Annotated in this window: 22 protein-coding genes and 4 tRNA genes; 9 read left to right on the top strand and 17 right to left on the bottom strand. The window is 58.9% G+C overall.

Features of this window, described 5'->3' with window-relative positions:
* Positions 1-192: 192 nt before the first annotated feature.
* Together HBO09_RS21340 and HBO09_RS21335 are read right to left on the bottom strand one after the other, a co-directional pair.
* On the bottom strand, positions 193-1,539 hold the full coding sequence (locus HBO09_RS21340; RefSeq protein WP_169999212.1) for an ATP-binding protein: 1,347 nt from the start codon (positions 1,537-1,539) through the stop codon (positions 193-195).
* The gene (locus HBO09_RS21335) at positions 1,536-2,213 is read right to left on the bottom strand and encodes a response regulator transcription factor (protein WP_057960423.1); all 678 of its coding nucleotides are present in this window, start codon (positions 2,211-2,213) and stop codon (positions 1,536-1,538) included. The genes HBO09_RS21340 and HBO09_RS21335 overlap by 4 nt, the downstream gene beginning before the upstream one ends.
* A 148-nt stretch (positions 2,214-2,361) precedes the next feature.
* On the opposite strand from HBO09_RS21335, the gene HBO09_RS21330 reads away from it, so the two are divergent.
* A complete protein-coding gene (locus tag HBO09_RS21330) occupies positions 2,362-3,078 on the top strand; it encodes a 4'-phosphopantetheinyl transferase superfamily protein (protein WP_169999213.1) in 717 nt (238 codons plus the stop codon).
* A gap of 98 nt (positions 3,079-3,176) precedes the next feature.
* Here the strand turns inward: HBO09_RS21330 and HBO09_RS21325 are convergent, their stop codons facing one another.
* Complete coding sequence (locus tag HBO09_RS21325; RefSeq protein ID WP_169999214.1) at positions 3,177-4,787, bottom strand: ATP-binding protein; 1,611 nt, start codon at positions 4,785-4,787, stop codon at positions 3,177-3,179.
* Positions 4,784-5,509, bottom strand: a complete 726-nt coding sequence (locus HBO09_RS21320; RefSeq protein ID WP_169999215.1) for a response regulator — start codon at positions 5,507-5,509, stop codon at positions 4,784-4,786. The genes HBO09_RS21325 and HBO09_RS21320 overlap by 4 nt, the downstream gene beginning before the upstream one ends.
* Before the next feature lie 804 nt (positions 5,510-6,313).
* On the opposite strand from HBO09_RS21320, the gene HBO09_RS21315 reads away from it, so the two are divergent.
* On the top strand, positions 6,314-9,205 hold the full coding sequence (locus HBO09_RS21315) for a ribonucleoside-diphosphate reductase subunit alpha (protein WP_169999216.1): 2,892 nt from the start codon (positions 6,314-6,316) through the stop codon (positions 9,203-9,205).
* A 102-nt stretch (positions 9,206-9,307) separates the two neighbouring features.
* Here the strand turns inward: HBO09_RS21315 and HBO09_RS21310 are convergent, their stop codons facing one another.
* From HBO09_RS21310 to HBO09_RS21280, 7 genes are all read right to left on the bottom strand, one after another.
* Positions 9,308-10,300, bottom strand: coding sequence for a hypothetical protein (locus HBO09_RS21310; RefSeq protein ID WP_262381296.1), 993 nt, complete (start codon positions 10,298-10,300; stop codon positions 9,308-9,310).
* 216 nt (positions 10,301-10,516) lie between these two features.
* Positions 10,517-11,836 carry a flagellar hook protein FlgE gene (flgE, locus tag HBO09_RS21305; protein ID WP_169999217.1) on the bottom strand — a complete coding sequence of 440 codons (1,320 nt, stop codon included), beginning with the start codon at positions 11,834-11,836 and terminating at the stop codon, positions 10,517-10,519.
* A 31-nt stretch (positions 11,837-11,867) separates the two neighbouring features.
* Entirely contained in the window at positions 11,868-12,599 is a 732-nt protein-coding gene (gene flgD / locus HBO09_RS21300) for a flagellar hook assembly protein FlgD (RefSeq protein WP_169999218.1), read from the bottom strand.
* A 16-nt stretch (positions 12,600-12,615) separates the two neighbouring features.
* Positions 12,616-13,059: a flagellar basal body rod protein FlgC gene (flgC, locus tag HBO09_RS21295; RefSeq protein WP_029294486.1), complete on the bottom strand. Its 444-nt coding sequence runs from the start codon at positions 13,057-13,059 to the stop codon at positions 12,616-12,618.
* Between the two features lie 3 nt (positions 13,060-13,062).
* Positions 13,063-13,470, bottom strand: a complete 408-nt coding sequence (gene flgB, locus HBO09_RS21290; protein WP_057439685.1) for a flagellar basal body rod protein FlgB — start codon at positions 13,468-13,470, stop codon at positions 13,063-13,065.
* A 214-nt stretch (positions 13,471-13,684) separates the two neighbouring features.
* Positions 13,685-14,512 (bottom strand): protein-glutamate O-methyltransferase CheR, encoded by an 828-nt coding sequence (gene cheR, locus HBO09_RS21285; RefSeq protein WP_029294484.1) that lies wholly within the window; start codon positions 14,510-14,512, stop codon positions 13,685-13,687.
* Between the two features lie 43 nt (positions 14,513-14,555).
* Entirely contained in the window at positions 14,556-15,488 is a 933-nt protein-coding gene (locus HBO09_RS21280; protein ID WP_029294483.1) for a chemotaxis protein CheV, read from the bottom strand.
* 81 nt (positions 15,489-15,569) lie between these two features.
* On the opposite strand from HBO09_RS21280, the gene flgA reads away from it, so the two are divergent.
* The 4 genes from flgA (at position 15,570) to HBO09_RS21260 (ending at position 18,154) form a co-directional block, all read left to right on the top strand.
* Positions 15,570-16,334: a flagellar basal body P-ring formation chaperone FlgA gene (flgA, locus tag HBO09_RS21275; protein ID WP_169999219.1), complete on the top strand. Its 765-nt coding sequence runs from the start codon at positions 15,570-15,572 to the stop codon at positions 16,332-16,334.
* A 141-nt stretch (positions 16,335-16,475) separates the two neighbouring features.
* The gene (gene flgM, locus HBO09_RS21270; RefSeq protein ID WP_057960432.1) at positions 16,476-16,793 is read left to right on the top strand and encodes a flagellar biosynthesis anti-sigma factor FlgM; all 318 of its coding nucleotides are present in this window, start codon (positions 16,476-16,478) and stop codon (positions 16,791-16,793) included.
* A gap of 48 nt (positions 16,794-16,841) precedes the next feature.
* A complete protein-coding gene (locus HBO09_RS21265) occupies positions 16,842-17,309 on the top strand; it encodes a flagellar protein FlgN (RefSeq protein ID WP_169999220.1) in 468 nt (155 codons plus the stop codon).
* 95 nt (positions 17,310-17,404) lie between these two features.
* Positions 17,405-18,154: a flagellar brake protein gene (locus HBO09_RS21260; protein WP_169999221.1), complete on the top strand. Its 750-nt coding sequence runs from the start codon at positions 17,405-17,407 to the stop codon at positions 18,152-18,154.
* A gap of 63 nt (positions 18,155-18,217) precedes the next feature.
* Here HBO09_RS21260 and HBO09_RS21255 read toward each other — a convergent pair whose 3' ends face one another.
* Both HBO09_RS21255 and HBO09_RS21250 read right to left on the bottom strand, forming a co-directional pair.
* Positions 18,218-19,609 (bottom strand): MFS transporter, encoded by a 1,392-nt coding sequence (locus tag HBO09_RS21255; protein WP_169999222.1) that lies wholly within the window; start codon positions 19,607-19,609, stop codon positions 18,218-18,220.
* 376 nt (positions 19,610-19,985) lie between these two features.
* A tRNA-Arg gene (locus tag HBO09_RS21250) sits at positions 19,986-20,062 on the bottom strand.
* Positions 20,063-20,399: 337 nt separating this feature from the next.
* On the opposite strand from HBO09_RS21250, the gene HBO09_RS21245 reads away from it, so the two are divergent.
* The 3 genes from HBO09_RS21245 (at position 20,400) to HBO09_RS21235 (ending at position 21,544) form a co-directional block, all read left to right on the top strand.
* Positions 20,400-20,624, top strand: a complete 225-nt coding sequence (locus tag HBO09_RS21245; protein ID WP_169999234.1) for a hypothetical protein — start codon at positions 20,400-20,402, stop codon at positions 20,622-20,624.
* Positions 20,625-20,635: 11 nt separating this feature from the next.
* Positions 20,636-20,815 (top strand): PA3371 family protein, encoded by a 180-nt coding sequence (locus tag HBO09_RS21240; protein WP_169999235.1) that lies wholly within the window; start codon positions 20,636-20,638, stop codon positions 20,813-20,815.
* Between the two features lie 402 nt (positions 20,816-21,217).
* Positions 21,218-21,544: an Arc family DNA-binding protein gene (locus tag HBO09_RS21235; RefSeq protein ID WP_029294475.1), complete on the top strand. Its 327-nt coding sequence runs from the start codon at positions 21,218-21,220 to the stop codon at positions 21,542-21,544.
* 167 nt (positions 21,545-21,711) lie between these two features.
* Here the strand turns inward: HBO09_RS21235 and mgtE are convergent, their stop codons facing one another.
* The 4 genes from mgtE to HBO09_RS21215 form a co-directional block, all read right to left on the bottom strand.
* Positions 21,712-23,154 carry a magnesium transporter gene (mgtE, locus tag HBO09_RS21230; protein WP_038442613.1) on the bottom strand — a complete coding sequence of 481 codons (1,443 nt, stop codon included), beginning with the start codon at positions 23,152-23,154 and terminating at the stop codon, positions 21,712-21,714.
* 380 nt (positions 23,155-23,534) lie between these two features.
* Positions 23,535-23,611 (bottom strand) — tRNA-Arg (locus tag HBO09_RS21225).
* Positions 23,612-23,683: 72 nt separating this feature from the next.
* Positions 23,684-23,760, bottom strand: a tRNA-Arg gene (locus HBO09_RS21220).
* Positions 23,761-23,868: 108 nt separating this feature from the next.
* Positions 23,869-23,959 (bottom strand) — tRNA-Ser (locus HBO09_RS21215).
* Position 23,960: the final 1 nt, after the last annotated feature.

The following is a 23,960-nucleotide window of genomic DNA, read 5'->3' as shown; positions in this document are numbered from 1 at the left end:
AACACCGAAGCAGCCCCAAAACCAGCCGCTGCGGTGTATCTGGTACAACGCATTCGGCTTATTGGGGCTGCTTCGCAGCCCAGCGCGGGGCAAGCCCGCTCGCCACAACTGCGCTATCTGCCTGGATTTAGGCGCTGCGGCAAAGTTGTGTAGATACCGATGCTGCGATGCGGCCGGCGGATCCAATAAAGATCACACCGCCGGAAAATGAATCCTGAACGCCGCGCCCCCTAAAGGCGAATCCCCCAGGGTCAACCGCGCGCCATAGCTTTCAATAATGTCCTTGACCACCGCCAATCCGATCCCCTGCCCAGGATGCTGGCGATCCAGGCGTTCGCCGCGCTGCAGGATCCGCGCACGTTGGTCGGCAGGCACACCGGGACCATCGTCTTCGATACACAAGCGTACGCCATCGGCACTTTCATCCAGCGTCACGCGCACTTCGCCCAGGCACAGGCGGTAGGCGTTTTCCAGGAGGTTGCCGAGCAGCTCCAGCAAGGCGCCCTGCTCGATGGGCACGTCGCACTGCTCCGGCAGCGCGAAAGACACGCGCACGCGCTTGTCGCGGTAGACCTTGTCGAGGGTGTCGCACAGGCTTTGCAACACCGGGCGCAGACGCACCTGGTGGCGTACCAGGCCGCTTTTACGCAGGCTGGCGCGCTGCAATTGATAGCTGATCTGCTGGCTCATGCGCTCGATCTGCGACTGCAGGACCCGCGCCTGTTCAAGGTCCTGAGGGCGCTGGGCCATGTCTTCACTCACGCCCTGCAATACCGCCAGCGGGGTTTTCAGGCTGTGGGCCAGGTCGTCCAGGGAGTCGCGGTAACGGGTGCGTTGCTCGCGCTCGCTGTGCAGCAGGCGGTTAAGGGAACCGGTCAGGCGCAGCAGCTCCCGCGGGTGTTGCTCGCTGAGGCTTTCACGGGTGCCGCCTTCGATTTCATCCAGCTCCTGGCTCAGCCGGCGCAAGGCCTGCAAGCCCCAAGTCAGACCGATCCACAGCAGGCTCAACAACACTAGCAAGGCGGCGCCGAAGCCCAGGTAGAGGTTTTCCCGCAGGCCTTCGAGGGTCACCTGATATTCGCGCACCGGTTGCAGGGCGACAATACTGAACGCCGCGCTCTTGCCCCCCAGCAGCTTGACCTCGACGTCATACACGAAGAATTCCTGGCCGTTGGCCTCGCGAATCTTCGCAAACTCATTACCGCGCCCGTCGTAGCGAGGCCGGTAGTTGATGTTTTCTTCCCTGGTCGCCCGCGAACGCCAGACCAGATGGCCTTCACGGTCATAGATGTAGCCCAGCAAGCGGCTATCGGTCAGGTTGAAGCGCTCGTCCGGCAGTTGCGCCGGCATCAGCAAGCGATTGTTATCGACCCGTGCGGCAGAGATCAGCGTGGTCACATCCGACGCCAGGCGCTGCTCGATGGAATCCTGCAACGCCAGGCTGAAGGCGCCCTGCATCGCCGGCAACAGCGCCAGCATGAACAACACGGCCAGGGTGGTGGCCGCCAGCATCAGGCGCACACGCAGCGAACGAATCAACGGCAGCGCTCGTTAAACAGGTAGCCCAGGCCGCGTACAGTGTCGATGGGCTTGAACCCCGCCGGGGCCTCGAGCTTGCGACGCAGGCGGCCGACGAGCACTTCGATCACGTTCGGATCGCGCTCGTCGTCATCGGGATAGAGTTGTTCCATCAACCGATCCTTGGCCACCACTTGCTGGTGGTGGCGCATCAGGTATTCGAGGATCCGGTACTCATAGGCCGTCAGCGCCAGGGGCTGTTCGTCCAGGGACGCCTGCTTGCGGTTGAGGTCCAGCAGCAACGGGCCGGCGACGATGGTCGATTGGGTAAAACCGCTGGAGCGGCGCAACAGGGCGTTCATCCGCGCCTCCAGCTCTTCGAACTGGAAGGGCTTGACCACATAGTCATCGGCGCCGGCCGCCAGGCCTTCGACCTTGTCCTGCCAGTTGCCGCGCGCGGTCAGGATCAGGATCGGGAAGGTCTTGGCCTGGGCCCGCAGTTGACGGATCAGGTCCAGGCCGCCCATGCCCGGCAGGCCCAGGTCGATGATCGCCAGGTCATGATTGAATTGCCCGGTCTGGTACAGCGCCTCTTCGGCGTTGGCCACGGCTTCGACCACGTGGCCGCTGTCGCCAAGACGGGTCAACAGGTGATGGCGCAACAACGCCTCATCTTCGACAACCAGCAATTTCATAACGCTCTCCAAGGCCAATCCACTGTCCCGCAGGGAACCATCATAGCGGCCCTGAAGGTATGCCAGGGCAGTTTACGGCGGTTGAACTGAACACAGTCTGAACCGGCGGGCTACCCAGGCAGGTCCCGCCCCGTGCAGAATAGCCGGCATGAACCCGATACCCGCCTGCTGCACCCCACTTGACGACCATTGGCCGCTGCCCGCCACCTTGCCCGGCACGGTGTTCCTGAGCACCCACTTCGAGCCAAAATTGCTCGAACCCGGCGACTTCCTGCGCTGCGCCGTACCGCCGCCGGCCAGTATCCAACGTTCGGTGGCCAAGCGGCAGGCGGAATTTCTTGCCGGCCGGTTGTGTGCGCGCAGCGCCTTGCAACAGCTCGAAGGCCTGGACTTTATCCCCGCCATCGGCGAGGACCGCGCGCCGGTGTGGCCCCCCCATATCAGCGGCTCGATCACCCACAGCACCGGGCATGCCGCCGCCATCGTCGGGCATAAGACGCAATGGCGTGGGCTGGGCATGGACCTGGAAAACCTGCTGCCCCTTGAACGGGCCGAGCGCCTGGCCGGGGAAATCCTTACCCCGGCTGAAATGCAGCGCATGGCCACAGGACCACGGGAGCAGATTGCGCATCTGGTGACCCTGACGTTTTCGGCCAAGGAAAGCCTGTTCAAGGCGCTCTACCCAATTGTGCACAAGCGTTTCTATTTTGAGCATGCCGAGGTGGTGGAGTGGTCCGATTCAGGATTTTTGCGCTTGCGATTGCTGACGGATTTGTCCAGTGAGTGGTGTTATGGCAAGGAGCTGGAGGGGCAGTTTGCGGTGAATGGCGGGCAGTTGTTGAGCCTGGTAGCTGTCGGCGCCTGATAGATAGCTATCGCAGGCAAGCCAGCTCCCACAGTTGACCGAGCACATCCCTTGGAATGCAGTCAGTTGTGGGAGCTGGCTTGCCTGCGATGACTCTCTCAAGTCTTGTCCTGATCCCTTGGCCAACTCAGGCTGAAGCAGGCCCCACCCAGGTTGTTGCTCTTGCTAATCAATGCCCGGCCGCCGTGCCAGTAGATAATCCGCCGCACAATCGACAAACCCAGGCCATGCCCACCCGAGGCGCGTGTACGGCTGTCATCCAGGCGCAGGAATGGGGTAAAAATCCGCTCCCAGGCGCTTTCCGGCACGCCAGGACCATCGTCTTCGACGTCGATACGGCACCGCACCTGGCCCACCTGGTAACTGATCAACACCCGCGAGTGCGCATGGCGCATGGCATTGCTCACCAGGTTTTGCAGGGCGCGGTGCAGGTAGCGCGGTTCGGCATCGACCCAGGCCGCGTCCAGGTGCGTCGATGACAGACACACGCCCCGCGCCACATCGATCCCCGGCCGCAAGGGCGCCAGCTCGCCGATCACCTGGTCGAGCAAGGCACTCAGGTCGACCCGCTGGAAACTCAGGGCCGGCGAGCCCTGTTCCAAGCGCGCATAGGTGAGCATCTCATCCACCAGGCCGTCGAGGTCCTGGATATCACTGTCCATGCCTTCCATATATTTACGCCGGGCTTCGGGTGTGGCGGCGTCGCCGATCATCTCCAGGCCAAAACGCAGGCGCGCCACGGGGGTTCGTAATTCATGGGACACCGCGCGCACCAGTTCACGCTGAATCGCCAGCAGGCGCTGCAAGTGCTCGGCCATGCCGTTGAACGCCGCCGCCAGGCGCCCTACCGAGTCGGCACCGCGCGCCGGCACCCGCGCTTCCAGGTTGCCTTTGGCGATGCGCGTGGCAGCCGCTTCGAGCCCGCGTAGGCGGCGCTCTAGCTGGCGCACCAGCAAATACACGATCAGGCCGATCAGGGTCAGGCCAATCAAGGCAATCAGCACCAGCCATTGCGCCGGGTAAGGATTCATCTGGTACAGAGGGCCGATTTCCAGGACCCACGGCGTGCCGACCATACCGGCAAACACACGGATCGAGTCGCCGCCCTTGCCCAGGGCCATCACCGTGTCGCCTTCGGCCACGCGACGGCGCTGGTCCTCGTCCATGTCCGCTTCGTCCAGCTTGAGCAGGTGCATGTCAAAGCCAAACCCCTTGGCCTCTTTCAGGTCGGCCAAGCGTTGCGGCTGCTCGGCCACTGGAAAACGCACCAGTTCGTCAGCCAGCAAATAAATGGTGGCCCGGGCAAGTTGCTCACTGATCTGCTGCACTTCGCCGGTGAGCAGCAGTTGCTCTTTCTCACTGACCAGGCGCAACACCCGGGCCGCATGGGGCCCGGTCTGCTCCACCAGGACCTGGCCACGCTGCAGTCGATTGCGCTGGCCCAGGTCCAGGCGGGCATCCGCCACCGCCTCCAATTGCAAGGGAATCCCCAGCAATCGCCCCCACACCGCCAGGGCGCGCCGGCGCTCGATGCTGCTCATCGGCTGCAGGTTGTCGCCCATCAGGGCAAAAGTGCCGTGGGCCAGACGCTCGCGATACTGGCCGCTGCGCGCCTCATTGAGCAGGTGCAGCGCCAGTACGCCAAGCAGGGCCACGAGGATCAGCGCCGCGCACATGCCGCCATAGATACGCAGGAAGATCGAGTTCACGACAGCATATCGGCGGCGGCTTCGGGGACGAACAGGTAGCCTTTGCTGCGAATGGTCTTGATCAGGCGCGGGTGGATGGGATCGTCGCCGATTTTCGGGCGGATCCGCGAGATGCGCACGTCAATGGAGCGGTCCTGGCCGTCGTAGCCAATACCGCGCAGGGCGGTGAAGATCTCTTCCCGGGACAGGATGCGCCCGGCATTGGCCACCAATAACCACAACAGATCGAATTCGGCACTGGTCAGCTCGATGCCGCCATCGTGCAGCCAGGCTTCGCGCAAGGCGTTGTCCACCACCAGTGGCCCGAATTGCAGGCGCCGCTGTTTTTCCGGGGCGGCGGGCTCGGCGCTTTCGCTGCGCCGCAGCAACGCCTGGATCCGCGCCAGCAGCAGGCGTGGGCGCACCGGCTTGCACACATAGTCATCGGCCCCCATGTCCAGGCCCAGGACTTGGTCCATGTCGTCGGTACGCGCGGTGAGCATCAGGATCACCCCGTCGTAGCGCTCGCGCACCTTGCGGCAGATGCTCAGGCCGTCTTCGCCGGGCAGCATCAGGTCGAGGATCACCAAGTCCGGCTGCTCGGAAATGATCCGCGCCACCGCCAGGGCGCCGTTGCCCTCGATGGAGACCCGCAGGCCGTTGCTTTCCAGGTAGTCACGGGTCAACTCAGCCAGGCGCTGGTCATCCTCGACAATCAATACCTGCCAGGCTTCTTGCTCCATGCGCTACCTCAACTCTAATTATTGTAGGAGCGGGCTTGCCCGCGAAGAAACCAAGGGCGCCGCGTTCATTGCGCAACTCAGCGTTATCGTTGACGCCCTTCGCGAGCAAGCTCGCTCCTACAGTTGTCATGTGGAGTGAGCAAGATATCGCACGAATGAAGGCCGATTGTAGCCATGGCCCAGCCCTTGAACACAAGCCAGGAAATGCATTCGGTGATCGCGTTTTTTTGTGATAGGGTTCGCGCCCGCAAAAATCCAACCGGGTGTTTTCAGCTTGGAATATTCGGTGACAAACGGTGCGATGCAGCAGTACTGCGGCCTACACGGCGGTTCCACCTTTCATACACATTTTACCCACAGCGTTATCCACAGGTAGTGCGTTGCTAAGCCCCCCAAAACGCATTATCTTGTACCTCGCTGCAAAAAAAACCCTACATGTAGGGTTTCAAGCAAAAAGACCAAACACAAATCAGACAAGAAACTCAAGTGCTTTCTTGCTCCTGTTTGGTGGAACTTAAACCTTTTTCGAAAGCCCAAACCGCGCACGCGGATGGCGACTGTTTTCAAGCCCAAATGGGAGAAAGCGGTACGGGTGTTGCAATACAAACGACACCCACACAGGAATACGGTAAAGAGCCCAGGGCTTGGAACCGAAGACTTCGGCATGGAAGCGGCGCGAACAGCTCCCTTCCTCCTGTCCCGAGGTTGTTATGCCAGGCGAAGGCCTGTTGTAAGTGCTTCAGGACGGAACGGTGGGCACCGTGATGGTGCCCAAATAAATATAGAATGTGGAGACAACCCCCCATGCAAACCGACACAACTCGCGAGAACCCGCAAGGCTCCGTGCCGCAGGGCGCTGATTCGAATATGGATCTGTCCGCCACCGCGCCCGGCCAATTGCGCGTGATCAAGCGTAACGGCACTGTCGTTCCTTACACCGATGACAAAATCACCGTCGCCATCACCAAAGCGTTTCTTGCAGTTGAAGGCGGCACCGCTGCCGCTTCGTCGCGTATCCACGACACCGTTGCCCGTCTGACCGAACAAGTCACCGCGACCTTCAAGCGTCGCATGCCGTCGGGCGGCACCATCCACATCGAAGAAATCCAGGACCAGGTCGAACTGGCCCTGATGCGCGCCGGCGAGCAGAAAGTGGCCCGCGACTACGTGATCTACCGCGACTCGCGCGCCAAGGAACGTGCTGTACACGCACCGTCCGCCGAAGCCGTGCAAGCCCACCCGTCGATCCGCATCACCCTGGCTGATGGTTCGTTCGCGCCGCTGGACCTGGGCCGCCTGAACACCATCATCACCGAAGCCTGCGAAGGCCTGGAAGAAGTCGATGGCGACCTGATCCAGCGTGAAACCCTGAAGAACCTGTACGACGGCGTGGCCCTGACCGACGTCAACACCGCCCTGGTGATGACCGCCCGTACCCTGGTTGAACGCGAGCCGAACTACTCGTTCGTGACCGCCCGCCTGCTGATGGACACCCTGCGTGCCGAAGGCCTGGGCTTCCTCGGCGTGGCCGATAGCGCCACCCACCACGAAATGGCCGACCTGTACGCCAAGGCCCTGCCTGCCTACATCGCCAAGGGTATCGAATTCGAATTGCTGAACCCGATCCTGGCCACCTTCGACCTGGAAAAACTCGGCAAGGCAATCAACCACGAGCGTGACCAGCAGTTCACCTACCTGGGCCTGCAAACCCTGTACGACCGTTATTTCATCCACAAGGACGGGATCCGTTTCGAACTGCCGCAGGTGTTCTTCATGCGCGTGGCCATGGGCCTGGCGATCGAAGAGAAGAACAAAGAAGACCGTGCCATCGAGTTCTACAACCTGCTGTCGTCCTTCGACTACATGTCGTCGACCCCGACCCTGTTCAACGCCGGCACCCTGCGTCCACAGCTGTCGAGCTGCTACCTGACCACCGTGCCGGATGACCTGTCGGGCATCTATCACGCGATCCACGACAACGCCATGCTGTCCAAATTCGCTGGCGGCCTGGGCAACGACTGGACTCCGGTCCGTGCACTGGGTTCGTACATCAAGGGCACCAACGGCAAGTCCCAGGGCGTCGTGCCGTTCCTCAAGGTAGTGAACGACACCGCCGTCGCGGTAAACCAGGGCGGCAAGCGCAAAGGCGCTGTGTGTGCGTACCTGGAAACCTGGCACATGGACATTGAAGAGTTCATCGAGCTGCGCAAGAACACCGGTGATGATCGTCGTCGTACCCACGACATGAACACTGCCAACTGGATCCCTGACCTGTTCATGAAGCGCGTCTTCGATGACGGCCAGTGGACCCTGTTCTCGCCCTCCGAAGTGCCAGACCTGCACGACCTGACCGGCAAGGCCTTCGAAGAGCGCTACGAGTACTACGAAGCCCTGTCCCAGTACCCAGGCAAGATCAAGCTGTTCAAGACCATCCAGGCCAAAGACCTGTGGCGCAAGATGCTGTCGATGCTGTTCGAAACCGGCCACCCATGGCTGACCTTCAAGGATCCATGCAACCTGCGCAGCCCGCAGCAGCACGTGGGCGTGGTCCACAGCTCGAACCTGTGCACCGAGATCACCTTGAACACCAACAAGGACGAGATCGCCGTTTGCAACCTGGGCTCGATCAACCTGCCGAACCACATCGTCAACGGCAAGCTGGACACCGCCAAGCTGGAACGCACTGTCAACACCGCCGTACGCATGCTCGATAACGTTATCGACATCAACTACTACTCGGTGCCACAGGCGCAGAACTCCAACTTCAAGCACCGTCCGGTTGGCCTGGGCATCATGGGCTTCCAGGATGCGCTGTACCTGCAGCACATTCCTTACGGTTCGGATGCAGCGGTCGAGTTCGCCGACAAGTCCATGGAAGCGGTCAGCTACTACGCGATCCAGGCTTCCTGCGACCTGGCCGACGAGCGCGGCGCCTACGAGACGTTCCAGGGTTCGCTGTGGTCCAAGGGCATCCTGCCGCTGGATTCGCAACAGATCCTGATCGAGCAGCGTGGCCAGAAGTACATCGACGTTGACCTCAACGAAACCCTGGACTGGGCGCCGGTACGTGCCCGTGTGCAGAAAGGTATTCGTAACTCCAACATCATGGCCATCGCACCGACCGCAACCATCGCCAACATCACTGGCGTGTCGCAGTCGATCGAACCGACCTACCAGAACCTGTATGTGAAATCGAACCTGTCGGGCGAATTCACCGTGATCAACCCGTACCTGGTCCGCGACCTGAAAGCCCGTGGCCTGTGGGACTCGGTGATGATCAACGACCTGAAGTACTACGACGGTTCGGTACAGCAGATCGAGCGCATCCCGCAAGAACTCAAAGAGCTCTACGCGACCGCCTTCGAAGTGGACACCAAGTGGATCGTTGACGCCGCCAGCCGTCGTCAGAAGTGGATCGACCAGGCCCAGTCCCTGAACCTGTACATCGCCGGCGCTTCGGGCAAGAAGCTGGACGTGACCTACCGCATGGCTTGGTACCGTGGCCTGAAAACCACTTACTACCTCCGTGCCCTGGCCGCGACCAGCACCGAGAAGTCGACCATCAACACCGGCAAGCTGAACGCTGTATCCAGCGGTAACCACGGTGATGATTCGGTTCTCGCAGCGCCCGCCGGCCCAGCGCCAGTGCCTAAGGCCTGTGCGATCGACGAGCCGGATTGCGAAGCCTGCCAGTAAGCTGACAGCACCTTGGGTTTAACCCCCCAAGGATAAAAAGCCCTCGATAGGCCTATGGTGTATCGGGGGTTTTCTTTTGCCTGGCAAAAACTGCAGTGCAATCTAAAACAATACGGTTGCTATACCCGACTCAGGCTGAATGCCTCGCTTCCCCCACAACTCGATACGGCCGTTGATCACAGCCATTGAATGACCTTTGTATTCCACGGTCCCCACCTTGCTATTTCGCAAGTCGGCATCCGTGGCTGGCCGGTAATGCCCCTTCAGGCCCAGGCGGTCCAGACCTTCACGCGCGTACTCACCATCATTGAGACTGCTCATCGCCGCCATGAAACTGCGTCCAGCCCTGCCATCATTGTTTTCCAGTTGTGCACGCTTGGCACTGGCGGCAAACAAGAAGTTGGCATCGGTCATCATTGCCGGGTCATCCCCATTGAAACGCGCGTGGGTAGCCGCCTGACGCACCTCATCCCTGGACAAGGACAGCTTGAAGCCATCGCGCATGGTCACGTCATAGCCTGTGCTCGTCTCCTTCACATCCTTGAAAATGTCCGTAGGCTTCTGGCCGAAATGCATCATTGCGGCCTTTATGGCAGAAACCGTTACGCAATTGCCATCAGGCCCCTGGCTGAAGCCACTCCAGATATTGTCCGGTTTCTTCCCGGGGTTGCTCTTGTCGGGCTTGTAGTTGAAATAGTTAGCACCGCTGGTGATCGGCTTATTGCTCATGCGCTCGGTAGGACCGAAATTAGCAGGATTCACCCTACCGCCACCGCCTCCACCTCCGCCGCCACCTCTGGGCGACGGAGGGGCTACATCATCGCTGGGAAACCACTCGTCCAGCATCCGCTTGAGAAACTGCAGAAACTTGTCATCCCCTTCCTGGAGCAGCTTGTTAAGCGCCTCCTTGAATTTCTCATCACCCAACTTCTGGCGCAGCTCATTCAACTTGTCGCGCAAGTCCCGAGCCGTCTGGGTCTTGGAGGTTTGCTCGGCCTCGAACAACTGGTTGAGCAACGCCTTGACCGCTGACACTTCGCTGGCAGGTTCGATGGGAGCAGGCTCCCGACGCGCAACAGTCGGCCCAAAAGCCATGCGCCCAATACCTGGCGCGGACACTCCGGAGTTCCACATTTTCAGCCCCCATTGATCGATAAGCCCCCTGGGCTCTTGCCCCGATCAGTGGTTCAGCTGGATTGAAGCGTTCCTTTCCCAAGCATTTCAGTGCGTAACCCAATGCTGCTCCGGCGCTTTTCCTACAGGCATAAAAAAGCCCCTCTGGAGAGGGGCTTCTTGTGCAGCGCTAGCGCATCAGGTCATCTGAATGATGGTCTGCATGATGGTGCTCTGGGTGGAGATGGTTTTGGCGTTCGCCTGATAGTTGCTCTGGGCCTTGATCAGGTCCACCAGCTCGTTGGTCAGGTTGACGTTGGAGTTCTCCAGGGAGTTGGCCACGATCGAACCCAGGGTCCCGGATTCTGGTGCATCGTAGCCAGGCTGGCCCGAAGCGAAGGTTTCTTTCCAGGTCGTGCCACCTGCCGGCTGCAGGCCTTGCTCATTGTTGAAGCTGGCCAGGGAGATCTGGCCGATGGCCTTGCTCTGCTGGTTGCTGAAGGTAGCGAACAGTACACCGCTGCCGTCGATTTTCAGCCCGGTGATTTCGCCGGTGGCGTAGCCATCAGTGATCGGCGGGTTGCGGTAGCTGGCCGAGTTGTACTGAGTGATATCGGACATGTTGATCGCGATACCGCCCGGGTTGGCAGCAGCCCCGTTGTCGGGGTTCCACACGCCGTTCTGCATGACGCCCGGCTTCCAGTTGCTGATGGTCAGGGTGGTATTGGATACAGTGCTTGGCGGGGTAATGATCCCCTTCAGGGTGCCTGATGTATCAAATGTCACCGTGGAGGCCACCGGAGCAACCGCACCCGTTCCCTTGACCGGCGTACCGTCAGGGTTACGCCCATCGATCAGGGTGTAGGATTTCCACGTATTGGAGCCGGTTTTCACCATGTACTGCACCATCTCATGGGCATTGCCTTGAGTGTCATACAAGGTGGTGCCGTACTGCTCGGTAAACGAGCTGGCTACCGTCGGATCAAACGGGCTGGTCGTCTGGTCGATCACCGGCTTGGAGGAATTCAGGTTGCTGCTGGAGTCAACCTTGGTCGACGCTTTAGGCGGCAAGTTGGACAGGTTGATCCGCAGGTCGGTCAGGCCGCTCTTGGAGATTTTGCCGTCTTCATCGGCCGCATAACCCTGCAGGCGCGAAGTGCCGGTGTTGTTGGTGATGTAGCCGTCCTTGTTCGCCTGGAACGAGCCATTACGGGTGTACTCCAGCGAACCGTCGCTGCCCTTCTGTACGAAGAAGCCGCCGCCCTGGATACCCATGTCCAACACGCCACCGCTACCGTTGACTTCACCCTGGGTGAATTGCTGGGAAACCGCCGCCAGGTTCACGCCGGTACCGATGGTTTTGTTGCCAGTGCCCAGTCGGGACGCTGCATAAATGTCGCCGAACTCTGCGCGTGACGACTTGAAACCGGTGGTCGCGACGTTGGCGATGTTGTTGCCGGTCACGTCCAGTTGTTTGTTGGCCGCATAGAGGCCGCTAAGGCCGATATTAAAAGACATGTTTCTCTCCTCTTGCCGTATTTAGCCGGCTCTATGTACCGATAGTCTGAATTTGCGACAGCTTGATGCTGCCCATGCCGCCAGAAAGATTGAGCAGCATTTCGCCGCCGGTCTGGCTCAAGGTCACGCTGGTGACCGTGGCCGGCAGCGAGGTTTTCAAGGCAACCGGATCACCGGCGTCATTCTTGGTGCTGGCCGCGAAGGTGTAGGTGCCAGAGTCAAGCTGCTCGCCTGCTTCGTTCTTGCCGTCCCAGATAAAGTCCGACTTGCCGGCGCTCTGGGCACCCAGTTCGATGGTCTTGACCAGATTGCCGTCCTTGTCGGTGACCTTGACGGTGACGTTGCCCACCGACGAACCCACGGCGACCGAACCGGTAAAGCTCTTGCTGGTGTCGACCATGGCCTTGTTGGTTTCGATAATCACCGAGCGCCCCACCAGCGACGAGGCTTGCAGCGCCTGCGACGACTTGTAGTTGCCGGTGATGGTGTTCACCGAGTCGTTCAAGGTGTTGATGCCTTCCAGGCTGCTGAACTGCGCCAGTTGCGCCACGAACGCGCCGTTGTCCTGGGGCGACAGCGGGTTCTGGTTCTTCAACTGAGTGACCAGCAGTTGCAGGAATGCATCCTTGCCCAGGGACTGGTTGCCCGAGGCCGCCTTGGCGGTATCGGCCAGGTTGCCCTGGCTGGACTTGGCATCCTTGACCTTGGAGTCGAACAGGCTCTGGATCGTCGATTGACTCGACACATCGTTAGTGACGGACATTCTTTAGCGCCCCTTATCACTGACCGAGGGTCAGGACCTTCTGCATCATGGCTTTGGCGGTGTTCATCATTTCCGCGTTGGTCTGGAACGAGCGGCTGGCGGAAATCATGTCGGCCATTTCCTCGACCACGTTGACGTTGGGGTAGTACACGTAGCCCTTTTCGTTCGCGGCGGGATGATTGGGTTCGTAGCGCGCGTCAAGGTTGCTCTGGTCTTCGACCACACCCAACACCTGGACGCCCTGGCCGGCAGCATCCTGGCTCTGGAACAACGAGTCGCTGCCGCCGTTCTGACCGGCCTGGAACATGGTGGCAAACACCGGGTGCCGTGCGCGGTAGGTCTGGTCGATACTCGACGACACCGTCTCGGCGTTGGCAATGTTACTGGCGACCGTGTTCAGACGCGTGGTCTGGGCGCTCATGCCACTACCGGCAATATTGAAAACACTGGATAGAGACATGGCTTACTCTCCGCGCAGGGCTGACATCAGCCCTTTGAATTTGCTGTTGAGCAGGGTGAAGCTGGCCTGGAAGTTCACCGAGTTCTCGGCGTAGTTCGATTGTTCCAACTGCGCGTCGACGGTGTTCTGGTCGATCGACGGCTGCATCGGCGTGCGATACATCAGCGACTCATCGCCACTGCTCAGGCCCTGCGCTTCGATATGACGGTTATTGGTCATGTTCAAAGCGAAGGAGCCGTTCTTGGTCTTGTCGCTCTGTGCGGCGAGCACGGCGGCAAAGTCCAGGTCCCGAGCCTTGTAGTTCGGGGTGTCGGCGTTGGCGATGTTGTTAGCCAGGACTTCGGCACGCTGGGCGCGGAAGCCCAGGGCTTGTTCGTGGATACCGAGCGCTTTATCGAAGCTGATGCTCATGGCGGAAACCTTTAGGGGCTGACCTGCTTTTCGTAACAGGGATATAGCAAGCGCCATGCCAGGTTTTTCAGGTCCAATAAATCAAGGGGTTAGGGAGATATTGCCGGTGGCAATGCCGGAAAAGCGGCAAGCGCTTTCCGCGAAACGTCAGGAAAGCGGCAATGGGCAGTTGCCGCTATCCAAGGTGTGACACAAACAAATGTGGGAGGGGGGGTTATTTAGCCTGGTAGATAATGCCCGGGCTGCACTGCACCATCTGGTAATGATCCGGCAAGCCGTTCAGCGCCTCGGATGCACCGAGAAACAGATAGCCACCGCGCTTGAGCGTGCCGTGGATGCGCAACAGGATGTCCTTCTTCACTTCAGCCGAGAAGTAGATCAATACGTTGCGACAAAACACGATATCGAACTTGCCGAGGCTGGCGTAGCTGTCCAGCAGGTTGAACGAGCGGAACTCCACCCGGCTCTTGATCGGCGCCTTGACCGCCCAGCGCCCGGCACCCTTGGGGTCGAAGTAGCGCTGCAAGCGCTCCTGGGACAGACCGCGCCCCAGGGCCAGGCTGTCGTATTCGCCGGTCTTGCAGTTGGTCAGCATGGTGCCGGACAAGTCAGTGGCAACAATTTGCACCCCTGCCTTCAACTGGCCCATGTTGGTCCGCTCGAACTCATCGATGGACATCGACAGCGAATAGGGTTCCTGCCCCGATGAACACGCCGCCGACCAGATGCGCAAGCGCTGGCCTGGACTGGCTTTGATGGCCTCGGGCAGTACCTTGTTCTTGAGCACCTCAAAGGGGTAGGTATCACGAAACCACAGGGTTTCGTTGGTGGTCATGGCATCGACCACCATCTCCTTGAGCCCGCTGCGCGGTTGGCCCTGGATGCGCTGCACCAACTCGCCCAGGGACTTGATGCCCTGCTGTTCCATCAATTTGTTGAGGCGGCTTGATACCAGGTATTGCTTGTTTTCACCGAGCAATATGCCACAGGCTTTTTCCAGGAATACCCGGAACTGTTCGAAATCCAAATTACCCGTAGACAATGAAACCGCCTCTTAACTCGTGTGACCGCCAGGGAGAAAGCCCCTAGCCGTGATCTGCAGATTTGATCCGTTCGACGACCCGGGAAGCCAGGTCATCAGGACGGAATTTGGCCAGGAAGTCATCGGCACCGACCTTCTTGACCATTGCCTGGTTGAATACACCGGACAATGAAGTATGCAGGATGATATGCAATTTTTGCATGCGTGGGTCGTTGCGTATCTCGGCCGTGAGGGTGTAGCCGTCCATTTCCGGCATCTCGATGTCGGAAATCATCATCAAGAACTCTTCTTCCGGCTTCTTGCCTTCGTCCACCAGCTTGCGCAGATAGTCCAGGGCCTGGCGGCCGTCATTGAGTGCCACCACTTCGACACCAACGGTCTGCAGGCAACGGGACACCTGCTTGCGTGCCACAGAGGAGTCATCCACCGTCAACACCCGCAGGGACACGGCCTTCTGCTGGGTCTGTTCATCCACCACACCCACCGAAATATGCTCCGAAGTCGGCGCCACCTCCGCGAGGATCTTCTCCACGTCGATGATTTCCACCAACTGGTTATCGACCCGCGTCACTGCCGTGAGGTAGTGATCACGCCCGGTGCCCTTGGGTGGTGGATGGATCTCTTCCCAGTTCATGTTAACGATACGTTCCACCGAGCGCACCAGGAAACCCTGGGTCTTGGTGTTGTACTCGGTGATGATCACAAACGGGCTCTCGCGATCCTGCAAACCAGCAGAACCGGTGGCCATCGCCAGGTCAAGAATCGGAATCGTCGAGCCACGGATGTTGGCCACGCCACACACCACCGGGTTGGACTTGGGCATTATGGTGAGCTTGGGACATTGCAGCACCTCCCGCACCTTGAAGACGTTGATGCCATATAGCTGCTTGCCATCGAGTCGAAACAGCAACAACTCCAGGCGATTCTGCCCTACCAGCTGTGTGCGCTGGTTCACTGAATCCATTACACCCGCCATGCCCAGACTCCTACGCTACAAAACTTACGGGTACGACGCGTGCCCAACACGAAACGGCACGCGCTTTGCTTTTTATTGGCCATGGACATCAAAACGACAGTTTCCCGACGCCTTCGCTCGCCACAGTACCGCAGATTGCTCTGCGCCTGGATGGCTTTGCTTGCCTTGGGCGCAGGCCACCAGGCCCGTGCCGACAACGTCACCTTGCCTGATCTACTTATCGGCGTCACTCAAGGCTTTCTTGAGTTCACTGTAGAAGATTATCTGGCAACCACCCAGACACCGGGCCGTTATGAAATCCAGGTCAACCAGTTGGACCCGCGTTTGCGCATGCCCATGTGCGACAAGGAATTGACAGGTTCCCTGGAAAGCCCCGCCCAGCCCATCGGCCGTGTGACCGTGCGCGTGCGCTGCGACGGCAGCTCGCCCTGGACCGTGTTCGTGCCGGCCCAGGTCCGTCTGTTTCGTGACGTAGTGACCGTCACTCGCCCGCTCAAGCGTACCGGCATCATCGGCTTTGAAGACGTTGCGCTGCGTGAACGGGATATCAGCCAGATTAGTCAGGGCTATCTCACCTCCGTGGACCAGGCCGTCGGGCAGAAACTGACCCGACCAATGGTCACCGACCAGGTCATTACCCTGGTTCACCTGGAACAGGCAGAAGTGGTGCGCAAGGGCGACCAGGTGGTGATATCCGCCAGCAGCGGCGGCCTGAACGTGAAAATGCCGGGGGAAGCGCTGGCCAACGGCGGGATGAGCGAACAGATTCGCGTGAAGAACCTCAACTCCAAGCGTGTGATCAAGGCGCGGGTAACGGCCCCTGGCCAGGTGGAGGTGGCGTTATAGATCACTGGCGTGGGAGGCTGGCTTTTCCTACACTGTGCCCATGTTCTCGCTGTGTACAGGTTTATTGTCGATCGAGCCTAAAGTTTGTCCGGGTATGGCCGAAAACATGGCAAGCGTCCAAATACCCAGAGGTTTTTTAACATGGTCATTGATTTCAGCCGATTGAACAGCGCCCAGGCAACGCCCGGCGGCACGCGTACCAACGCGGCCAAAGACAGCGTTGAAGCCAAGGCCCCGGCACTGCCCGCCAAGGCAGAACAAACCGCTTCGACCCAAAGTGGCGAATCGGTACATTTGAGCAACGAGGCTCAACAGTTGCAGAAGATCACGGACTCGCTGCGCGATCAGCCGGTTGTCAATAAAGCCCGCGTGGCCGAGTTGAAACAGGCGATTGCCGATGGCAGCTATCAGATCGACAACGACCGTTTAGCCGGCAAAATCATCAAAGCCGAGCGCTAGGCAAAGGCCTGCGCCAGGCTTTTGGACGCTTAAACCCCAAGGCCAGCCATGCACGACGAAAATCTGCTGCAACTGATCAATGAAGACCTGGCTCCCGCGCAACACCTGCTGGAGCTGCTTCAAGAAGAATTCGTGGCCCTCTATGGCCGCGATATGCGCCTGCTGGAAGATATCCTGGCACGCAAGCAATCGCTGATCATCCTGCTCGAACAACACGGCCAGAAACGCAGCCAGATCCTGCTCAGCCTGGGCCTGCCCGCTGACCACAGCGGCCTGGAACAGCTGGCCAGCCATTCGTCGGTCGGCGACCAGTTGCTGGCCCAGAGCTCAGCACTCAATCAGTTGTTGATCAACTGCCAAGAGGCCAATGTACTCAATGGCCAGTCGATCCAACTGCAGCAAGCCACCACCGCCAACCAGTTGCGCATCCTGCATGGTGGCGAACCTCCAGCACTGTATAACGCCCAAGGCTCCACCTCACGGCTGGTCAAGCCCAGCACCCTCAGCCAAGCCTGACGCCGGTTTATCGCGCGCCCTATCAAGGCACGCCACATGCTGGCAAAATGCCGGTTCTTGCGTGTAGTCGTATTTTGTCTGGAGATGGAAGAACCGTGTTCAACACCCTTAGCGCGGAAGATGCTCCGCAGCCACCCAAGGTCCTCACCACTCCTCTGGAAATTGCCAGCACCCTGCGGCTGCTGCAAGAGAGCCACGACCCGCTGATCATCACCTTCCACGAACGCAACCAGCGCTTCCAGAGCTACCTGGTGGAGGTCGACAAGGATAGCAAGACCCTGAGCCTGGACGAGATGGTCCCCCGGGACGGCGAGCGCTACCTGGAGAATGGCGAAGCGTTTCGTATCGAAGGCTTTCATGAGGGCGTGCGCGTGGCCTGGGAGAGCAATGGTACTTTGACCATTGGCGCAAAGGACGGCCACCGCATCTACAAGGGCAGCCTGCCGGAAGAAGTGATCTACCATCAGCGGCGCAATGCCTTTCGCGCAGCATTGAAACTGGCGCAACTGGTAAATATCGAATTGGGCGGCGAGAAACTCAAGGCGCCCATCAGCGGCAAGTTGCTGGATATCTCCGCCACCGGCTGCAAGCTGCGCTTTGAAGGTGACATCTCCGAGCGCCTGCAACTGGGGCAAGTCTACGACCGCTTCATCGCCGCCCTGCCCTTTGGCAGCATGACCACGGCAGTGGAGTTGCGTTACCTGCACTTTGAAGAAAGGATCAACACCACCTTTGCCGGCGTGCGCTTCCACAATATGAGCGGTCTGGTGCAGCGCCAGGTCGAGCGTTTTGTCTACCAACTGCAGCGCGAGGCGCGACGGTTCGATAAAGATGATGACGTGTAAACGTCGAACCACAGGCATAAAAAAACGGGCAGTTCCTTTGGGAACTGCCCGTTTTTTTATGCTTCAGGGACGGGCCCGGCTCAGGTCGTGCGGGTGATCATCCGGATCGGGATGTTCCGGTGGCTCGGGCTCGGGTTGCGGCTCCCCACCGAACTCCACCTCGGGCTCTGCATCGGGCCCAGGCTCAGGCGCGGCAGTTTGCATCTGGTCCTGGACCACCTGCTCATCTACACGCGGATCGAGGGCTGCCACCAAGGGTGAACTGGACATGCTGTCGGGCATTGCCACGTGATGCAGCGGCGCGTCGTCCACCTGATGCAGGTTGGTCACAGCCTTGGGTCGAATGCGCCAGACCAGGATCAACGCGCACAAGCTGAAGAACGCATAGAGCATCTGGTTGCCAAACAGCTTCATGACCACACCTGCCAGCAACGGCCCGATACTCGCGCCCACCCCATAGGTCACCAGCAACATCGCCGTGAGGGACACCCTACGATCACCTTCGACATGGTCATTGGAAAACGCCACGGCCAGCGGATAAAGGCAGAACTGCACCAATGAACACAGGAAGCCGACCACAAACAGCACTTCCAGCGGCACATGAGTCATGATCGCCAGCGGCAATGCAGCCACCGCCAGGCACAGGGCGAAACAGCGAATCAGCAACGCACGATCATAGCGATCCGATAGCCAGCCCAACGGCCATTGCACCAACAGGCCGGCAAAAATGCAGCTACCCATGAACAGACCGACCTGCTCGGTACTCAGCCCCTGCTGGGCTGCATACAGTGGCGCCAAGCCGTAGAAGGAACCGACGATCAGGCCGGCCCCCAAGACCGTACTCAGGGACTGCGGCACGCGCTGGATAAAAAAGCGCGGCTCCATGGGCGCCGGATGCAAAGGCGCAGGGTGAATACGCCGGGTCATGGCGACCGGCACCAGACACAGGGCAAAACACAATGCCACCAGCATCAGCAGCTCAAGCCCCAACTGAGGGTGCATGACCAAAATCAACTGGCCCAGCACCAGGCCCAGGTACGAGGCGATCATATAACCGCTGAACACCACGCCCCGCTGCTTGGCATCCGCCTGTTCGTTGAGCCAGCTCTCGATGACCATGTACTGGCACATCATGCCCAGGCCGACAATTATCCGCAGGACAATCCAGGCCGGCAGCCAATCCACCAGACCATGACCCAGCACCGCCGCGCCGACAATCCCGGCACAGGTAGCATAGGCGCGTATATGACCCACCCGGGCGATCAGGCGATGCCCGATCTTGCCGCCCAGCACCAAGCCAAAATAGTTGGCGGCCATCAGCGCACCGACCCACAGGCTGTCGACGTTATCCGCCGCCAGGCGCAAGGCCAGGTAAGTACTGAGCAGGCCGGAGCCGATCAGCATCATCAAGGAGGCAAAATAAAGGGCTCGAAAAGATTTCCAGATCTGGCGCATCGGCGGTCCGAGCGGCTCCTTGCAGTGGGTGTCAGGCTATTCACACTAGCCTGAGGGCGAAGCGTCGTTAAACCCAGGTACCCAACTACAAAGGCACCCGGGGGTATTTTGATCCGGCAAACGAGACAATCTCGAGATCGTCGAAGCATGCAGCCTTCGATGAACTCGACACCCAACAGTTCCTTCGCTGTTCAGCTACGTGTCAGACGTACCCAGACAGGGGACGAGGTACAAGGTTTTGACAATATATCTCGCCAACCCGCCCAAAGGCACTGGCCAAACGGCCAAGAAAACAGGCCCCCATAAAAAAAACCCGCCAGAGCGATCTGGTCGGGTTTTTTTCACGTCACGGCCGGGTAGGCGGCGGGACTGCAAATGGTGTCCCAGGGCCGGTTCGAACGGCCAACCTTCCCCTTAGGAGGGGGATGCTCTATCCAATTGAGCTACTGGGACTAATGACAGGCGCAGAGCCAAATTGCACTGCGACAGACGGCGTGCATGTTAACGGCCAAGGTGAGTTTTGTCATGTCGTCCGTCACCTTTTTAGGTGTAAGCCGCTACCACTCCCGACCCGTGAGCGGCCCATGCCTGCAAGGCTGCCAATTCCTATCGTGCAAAATGCATTAGCACGAAAGGCCATCATTGCATCTTGCAACGAGCCATACTTTTGAGATCATCATAACTTATTGTTTTAAAAGGAATTTTATCGATATTGCAACTGGCACGATGACTGCACTCTTTACCCTTATCAATCTGTCCTGCACGTGAACGTGAACACGGGGAAACACCCATGAACAGCACCCTCCTGCTTCTGAATGCACTGGCCCTGGCCGTCTTAGTGATGTTCCAATTCCAGAACAGTAGCGACAGCGATGCGGCACAACTCAGCCACACAGGCAGCCATCAGACCCAGCAACGAGCACAATTGGCGGTGATGACAGCCAACGGTCAACCCTCTGTCCAACTGGCACAAGACGCACAGACCGTCAGCACTTCTGAACACTGGATTTTCTAAGCGAGCCGATCATGACCAAGACCACCTGGTTGTTTCTTTTCCTGACAATCGCCACCGGCATCCTGGGGCTCAACGCAACGTCGAATTATTGGCAGATCCTTTCTCTGAGCGCCTGCGCCATTTCCGCCAGCGCCTGGGTAATTACCGCGATTGTCGGGCGCCGCTTCAAATTCGACCCAGTCCTGCGCTGAATAGCCGATTCCCCCCCCCCCGCTCCAACCCTCGCCTACCGCCCGACCTTATGTCGCCTGGGCGCGCAAATCGGCCATTTGCCACTAGTCTTAAAATTAAGGGCAAAAGGCCATATTGCTATAGGATGTGCGCCCGAAAACCCTCTCGCGTCGAGAGCCTGCGCCGCGTTTACTGCGTAGAAAAGTTTTCCAACCAGTCCGCAAATTTGAAAATGAGTACTGGCATAAAGCCTGTAGGCAGTTCAATATTTGTCACAGAATTGACGCCAAGGAACTGTCAAATTTAAGGCATGATGCGGCCTCTTTGCAATTCAGGTTGAACATTTGTCCGCAAGCCTTGTCCTAACACACATGTTGCGGCCAATCCCAAAAACCGCTCCCCTGAACTAACCGGTTAAATATATGCGCCCATTGAAACAGGCAATTTATTCCAGCCGTACGGCTGACAAGTTCGTCGTACGTCTGCCAGACGGAATGCGGGAACGCATTGCCGAGGTGGCTCGCAATCATCACCGCAGCATGAACTCTGAAATCATCGCGCGCATGGAGCAAAGCCTTATTCAGGAAGGCGCGCTAGGTGACGAACTGAGCATGCGTATGGACAGCCCGGAGCTGTCACTGCACGAACGCGAGCTGCTACAGCGGTTTCGCCAACTGTCCCACCGTCAGCAAAATGCGCTCGTATCGCTGATTGCCCACGACGTTGAGGCAGCCGCAGAAGCCGAATAATCGGCAACTGAAAGCTGAAGCCAGCCTTGCGCTGGCTTTTTTTTGCCTGGAATTTAGGGGAGACTCGCAAAAAACCAAGGGGACCGATTTTCCATTGGTAGCCCGCGTTATCGTTAACGATTTTCGCGAGCAAGCTCGCTCCTACAGAAGTGGGAGCGAGCTGCGGGTCAGAGCAGGAAGATGGTAGCCAAGCCCAGGAAGATGAAGAAGCCACCACTGTCGGTCATAGCGGTGATCATCACACTCGCCCCCATCGCTGGGTCGCGCCCAAGACGCGCCAGGGTCATGGGGATCAATACTCCCATCAATGCCGCCAGCAACAGGTTGAGGGTCATGGCCGCAGTCATGACCACCCCCAGGGACCAGCTGCCATACAGCAGATAGGCCACCACGCCAATCACACCGCCCCACACCAAGCCATTGATCAGGCCCACCGCCAATTCCTTGCGCATCAGGCGCGAAGTATTGCCCGTACTCACCTGATCCAGGGCCATCGCGCGCACGATCATGGTGATGGTCTGGTTACCCGAGTTGCCACCAATACCGGCCACGATAGGCATCAGCGCCGCCAGCGCCACTAGCTTCTCGATAGAGCCTTCAAACAGGCCAATCACCCGCGAGGCAATGAACGCAGTAATCAGGTTGACTGCCAGCCACGCCCAACGGTTGCTCAGGGACCGCCAGACCGACGCAAAAATATCTTCCTCTTCACGCAGGCCCGCCATGTTGAGGACTTCGTTTTCGCTTTCCTCACGGATCAGGTCGACCATTTCGTCGATGGTCAAACGACCGATAAGCTTGCCGTTCTTGTCGACCACCGGAGCCGAGATCAAGTCATAACGCTCGAATGCCTGGGCGGCATCGTAGGCATCTTCATCTGGATGAAAACTTACCGGGTCGCTGGCCATGACCTCGGCCACCTGCTTGTCTGGATCGTTGACCAGCAGGCGCTTGATCGGCAGCACGCCCTTGAGGATGCCCTCGTAATCGACCACAAACAACTTATCGGTATGCCCCGGCAGCTCCTTGAGGCGCCGTAGGTAACGCAGGACCACTTCCAGACTGACATCCTCGCGGATGGTCACCATCTCAAAGTCCATCAACGCCCCGACCTGCTCCTCGTCATAGGACAACGCGGAGCGCACGCGCTCACGCTGCTGACCGTCGAGGGTCTCCATCAGCTCATGGACAACATCACGGGGCAGTTCCGGGGCCAGGTCGGCCAGCTCGTCGGCGTCCATCTCCTTGGCAGCGGCCAGGAGCTCGTGATCGTCCATGTCGGCGATCAGGGTTTCACGCACCGAGTCGGATACTTCAAGAAGGATGTCGCCATCGCGATCAGCCTTGACCAACTGCCAGAGCGTCAGACGATCGTCCAACGGCAGGGCTTCAAGGATGTAGGCAACGTCGGCAGAGTGCAGGTCATCGAGCTTGCGCTGCAATTCGACGAGATTCTGCCGGTGGACCAGGTTCTCGACCCGATCTTGATGAGGGCCTTCCTGCCGGTGGGTCAGATCTTCGACCACACGCTGGCGATGGAGCAGCTCGACGACTTGCGCCAGGCGGTCCTGCAGGCTTTCTTGTGTTTTCTTTACTTCTACTTCGGTCATAGGCGAACTCCACTCCCAGCAGCGGGGCACGCCGGAAGGATCAATCAGTCAATTCATGATTGGTAAAACGGGGTACTGAGTAACTACTGGGTAAGTCCATGGAGGTATTCCACAAGCCCCGGCGGGGCTGACGGGCGCAATGATACACGCTGCGCGCGCTTTAAACGTTAAAAAACTGGAAAGAACAAGCGCTTGCGCCATAAAGCTGAGTATTGGCCGCACGCATGAAACTGCGACGACCTCGACAGAAAAGAAAACACATGGGCGACAGAAAAACATGCCCAGCCGAGATAAGCCCTACAAAAAATACTCGGCCCGTAGCAGAAAAATAAAACCCCCAGACGGCAAAAAGCCCGCACTAGGCGGGCTTTTTGTTTGTATGGTGCACTCGACAGGATTCGAACCTGTGACCGCTCGGTTCGTAGCCGAGTACTCTATCCAGCTGAGCTACGAGTGCAGATTGTGGTTTTATACCAGATCACAACTGGTTGGAGCCAAGTCACCTGCATTACTGCAACTAACTCTTAAATGGTGCACTCGACAGGATTCGAACCTGTGACCGCTCGGTTCGTAGCCGAGTACTCTATCCAGCTGAGCTACGAGTGCATTTGTTGCCGCGCATTATAGGCCGTTCAATCTCTATGTAAAGCTATTTTTTCGTTTAATTTCAACAACTTAGCGAAAAAACCAGACTGCAACGTACTAAGCAAATAATGGCGGAGAACGGGGGATTCGAACCCCCGACACCCTTTTGAGGTGTACTCCCTTAGCAGGGGAGCGCCTTCGGCCACTCGGCCAGCTCTCCG

The organism is Pseudomonas sp. WS 5027 (assembly GCF_012985695.1).
Taxonomy (GTDB): domain Bacteria; phylum Pseudomonadota; class Gammaproteobacteria; order Pseudomonadales; family Pseudomonadaceae; genus Aquipseudomonas; species Aquipseudomonas hygromyciniae.
This window is presented reverse-complemented; position numbering and strand designations above follow the sequence as displayed.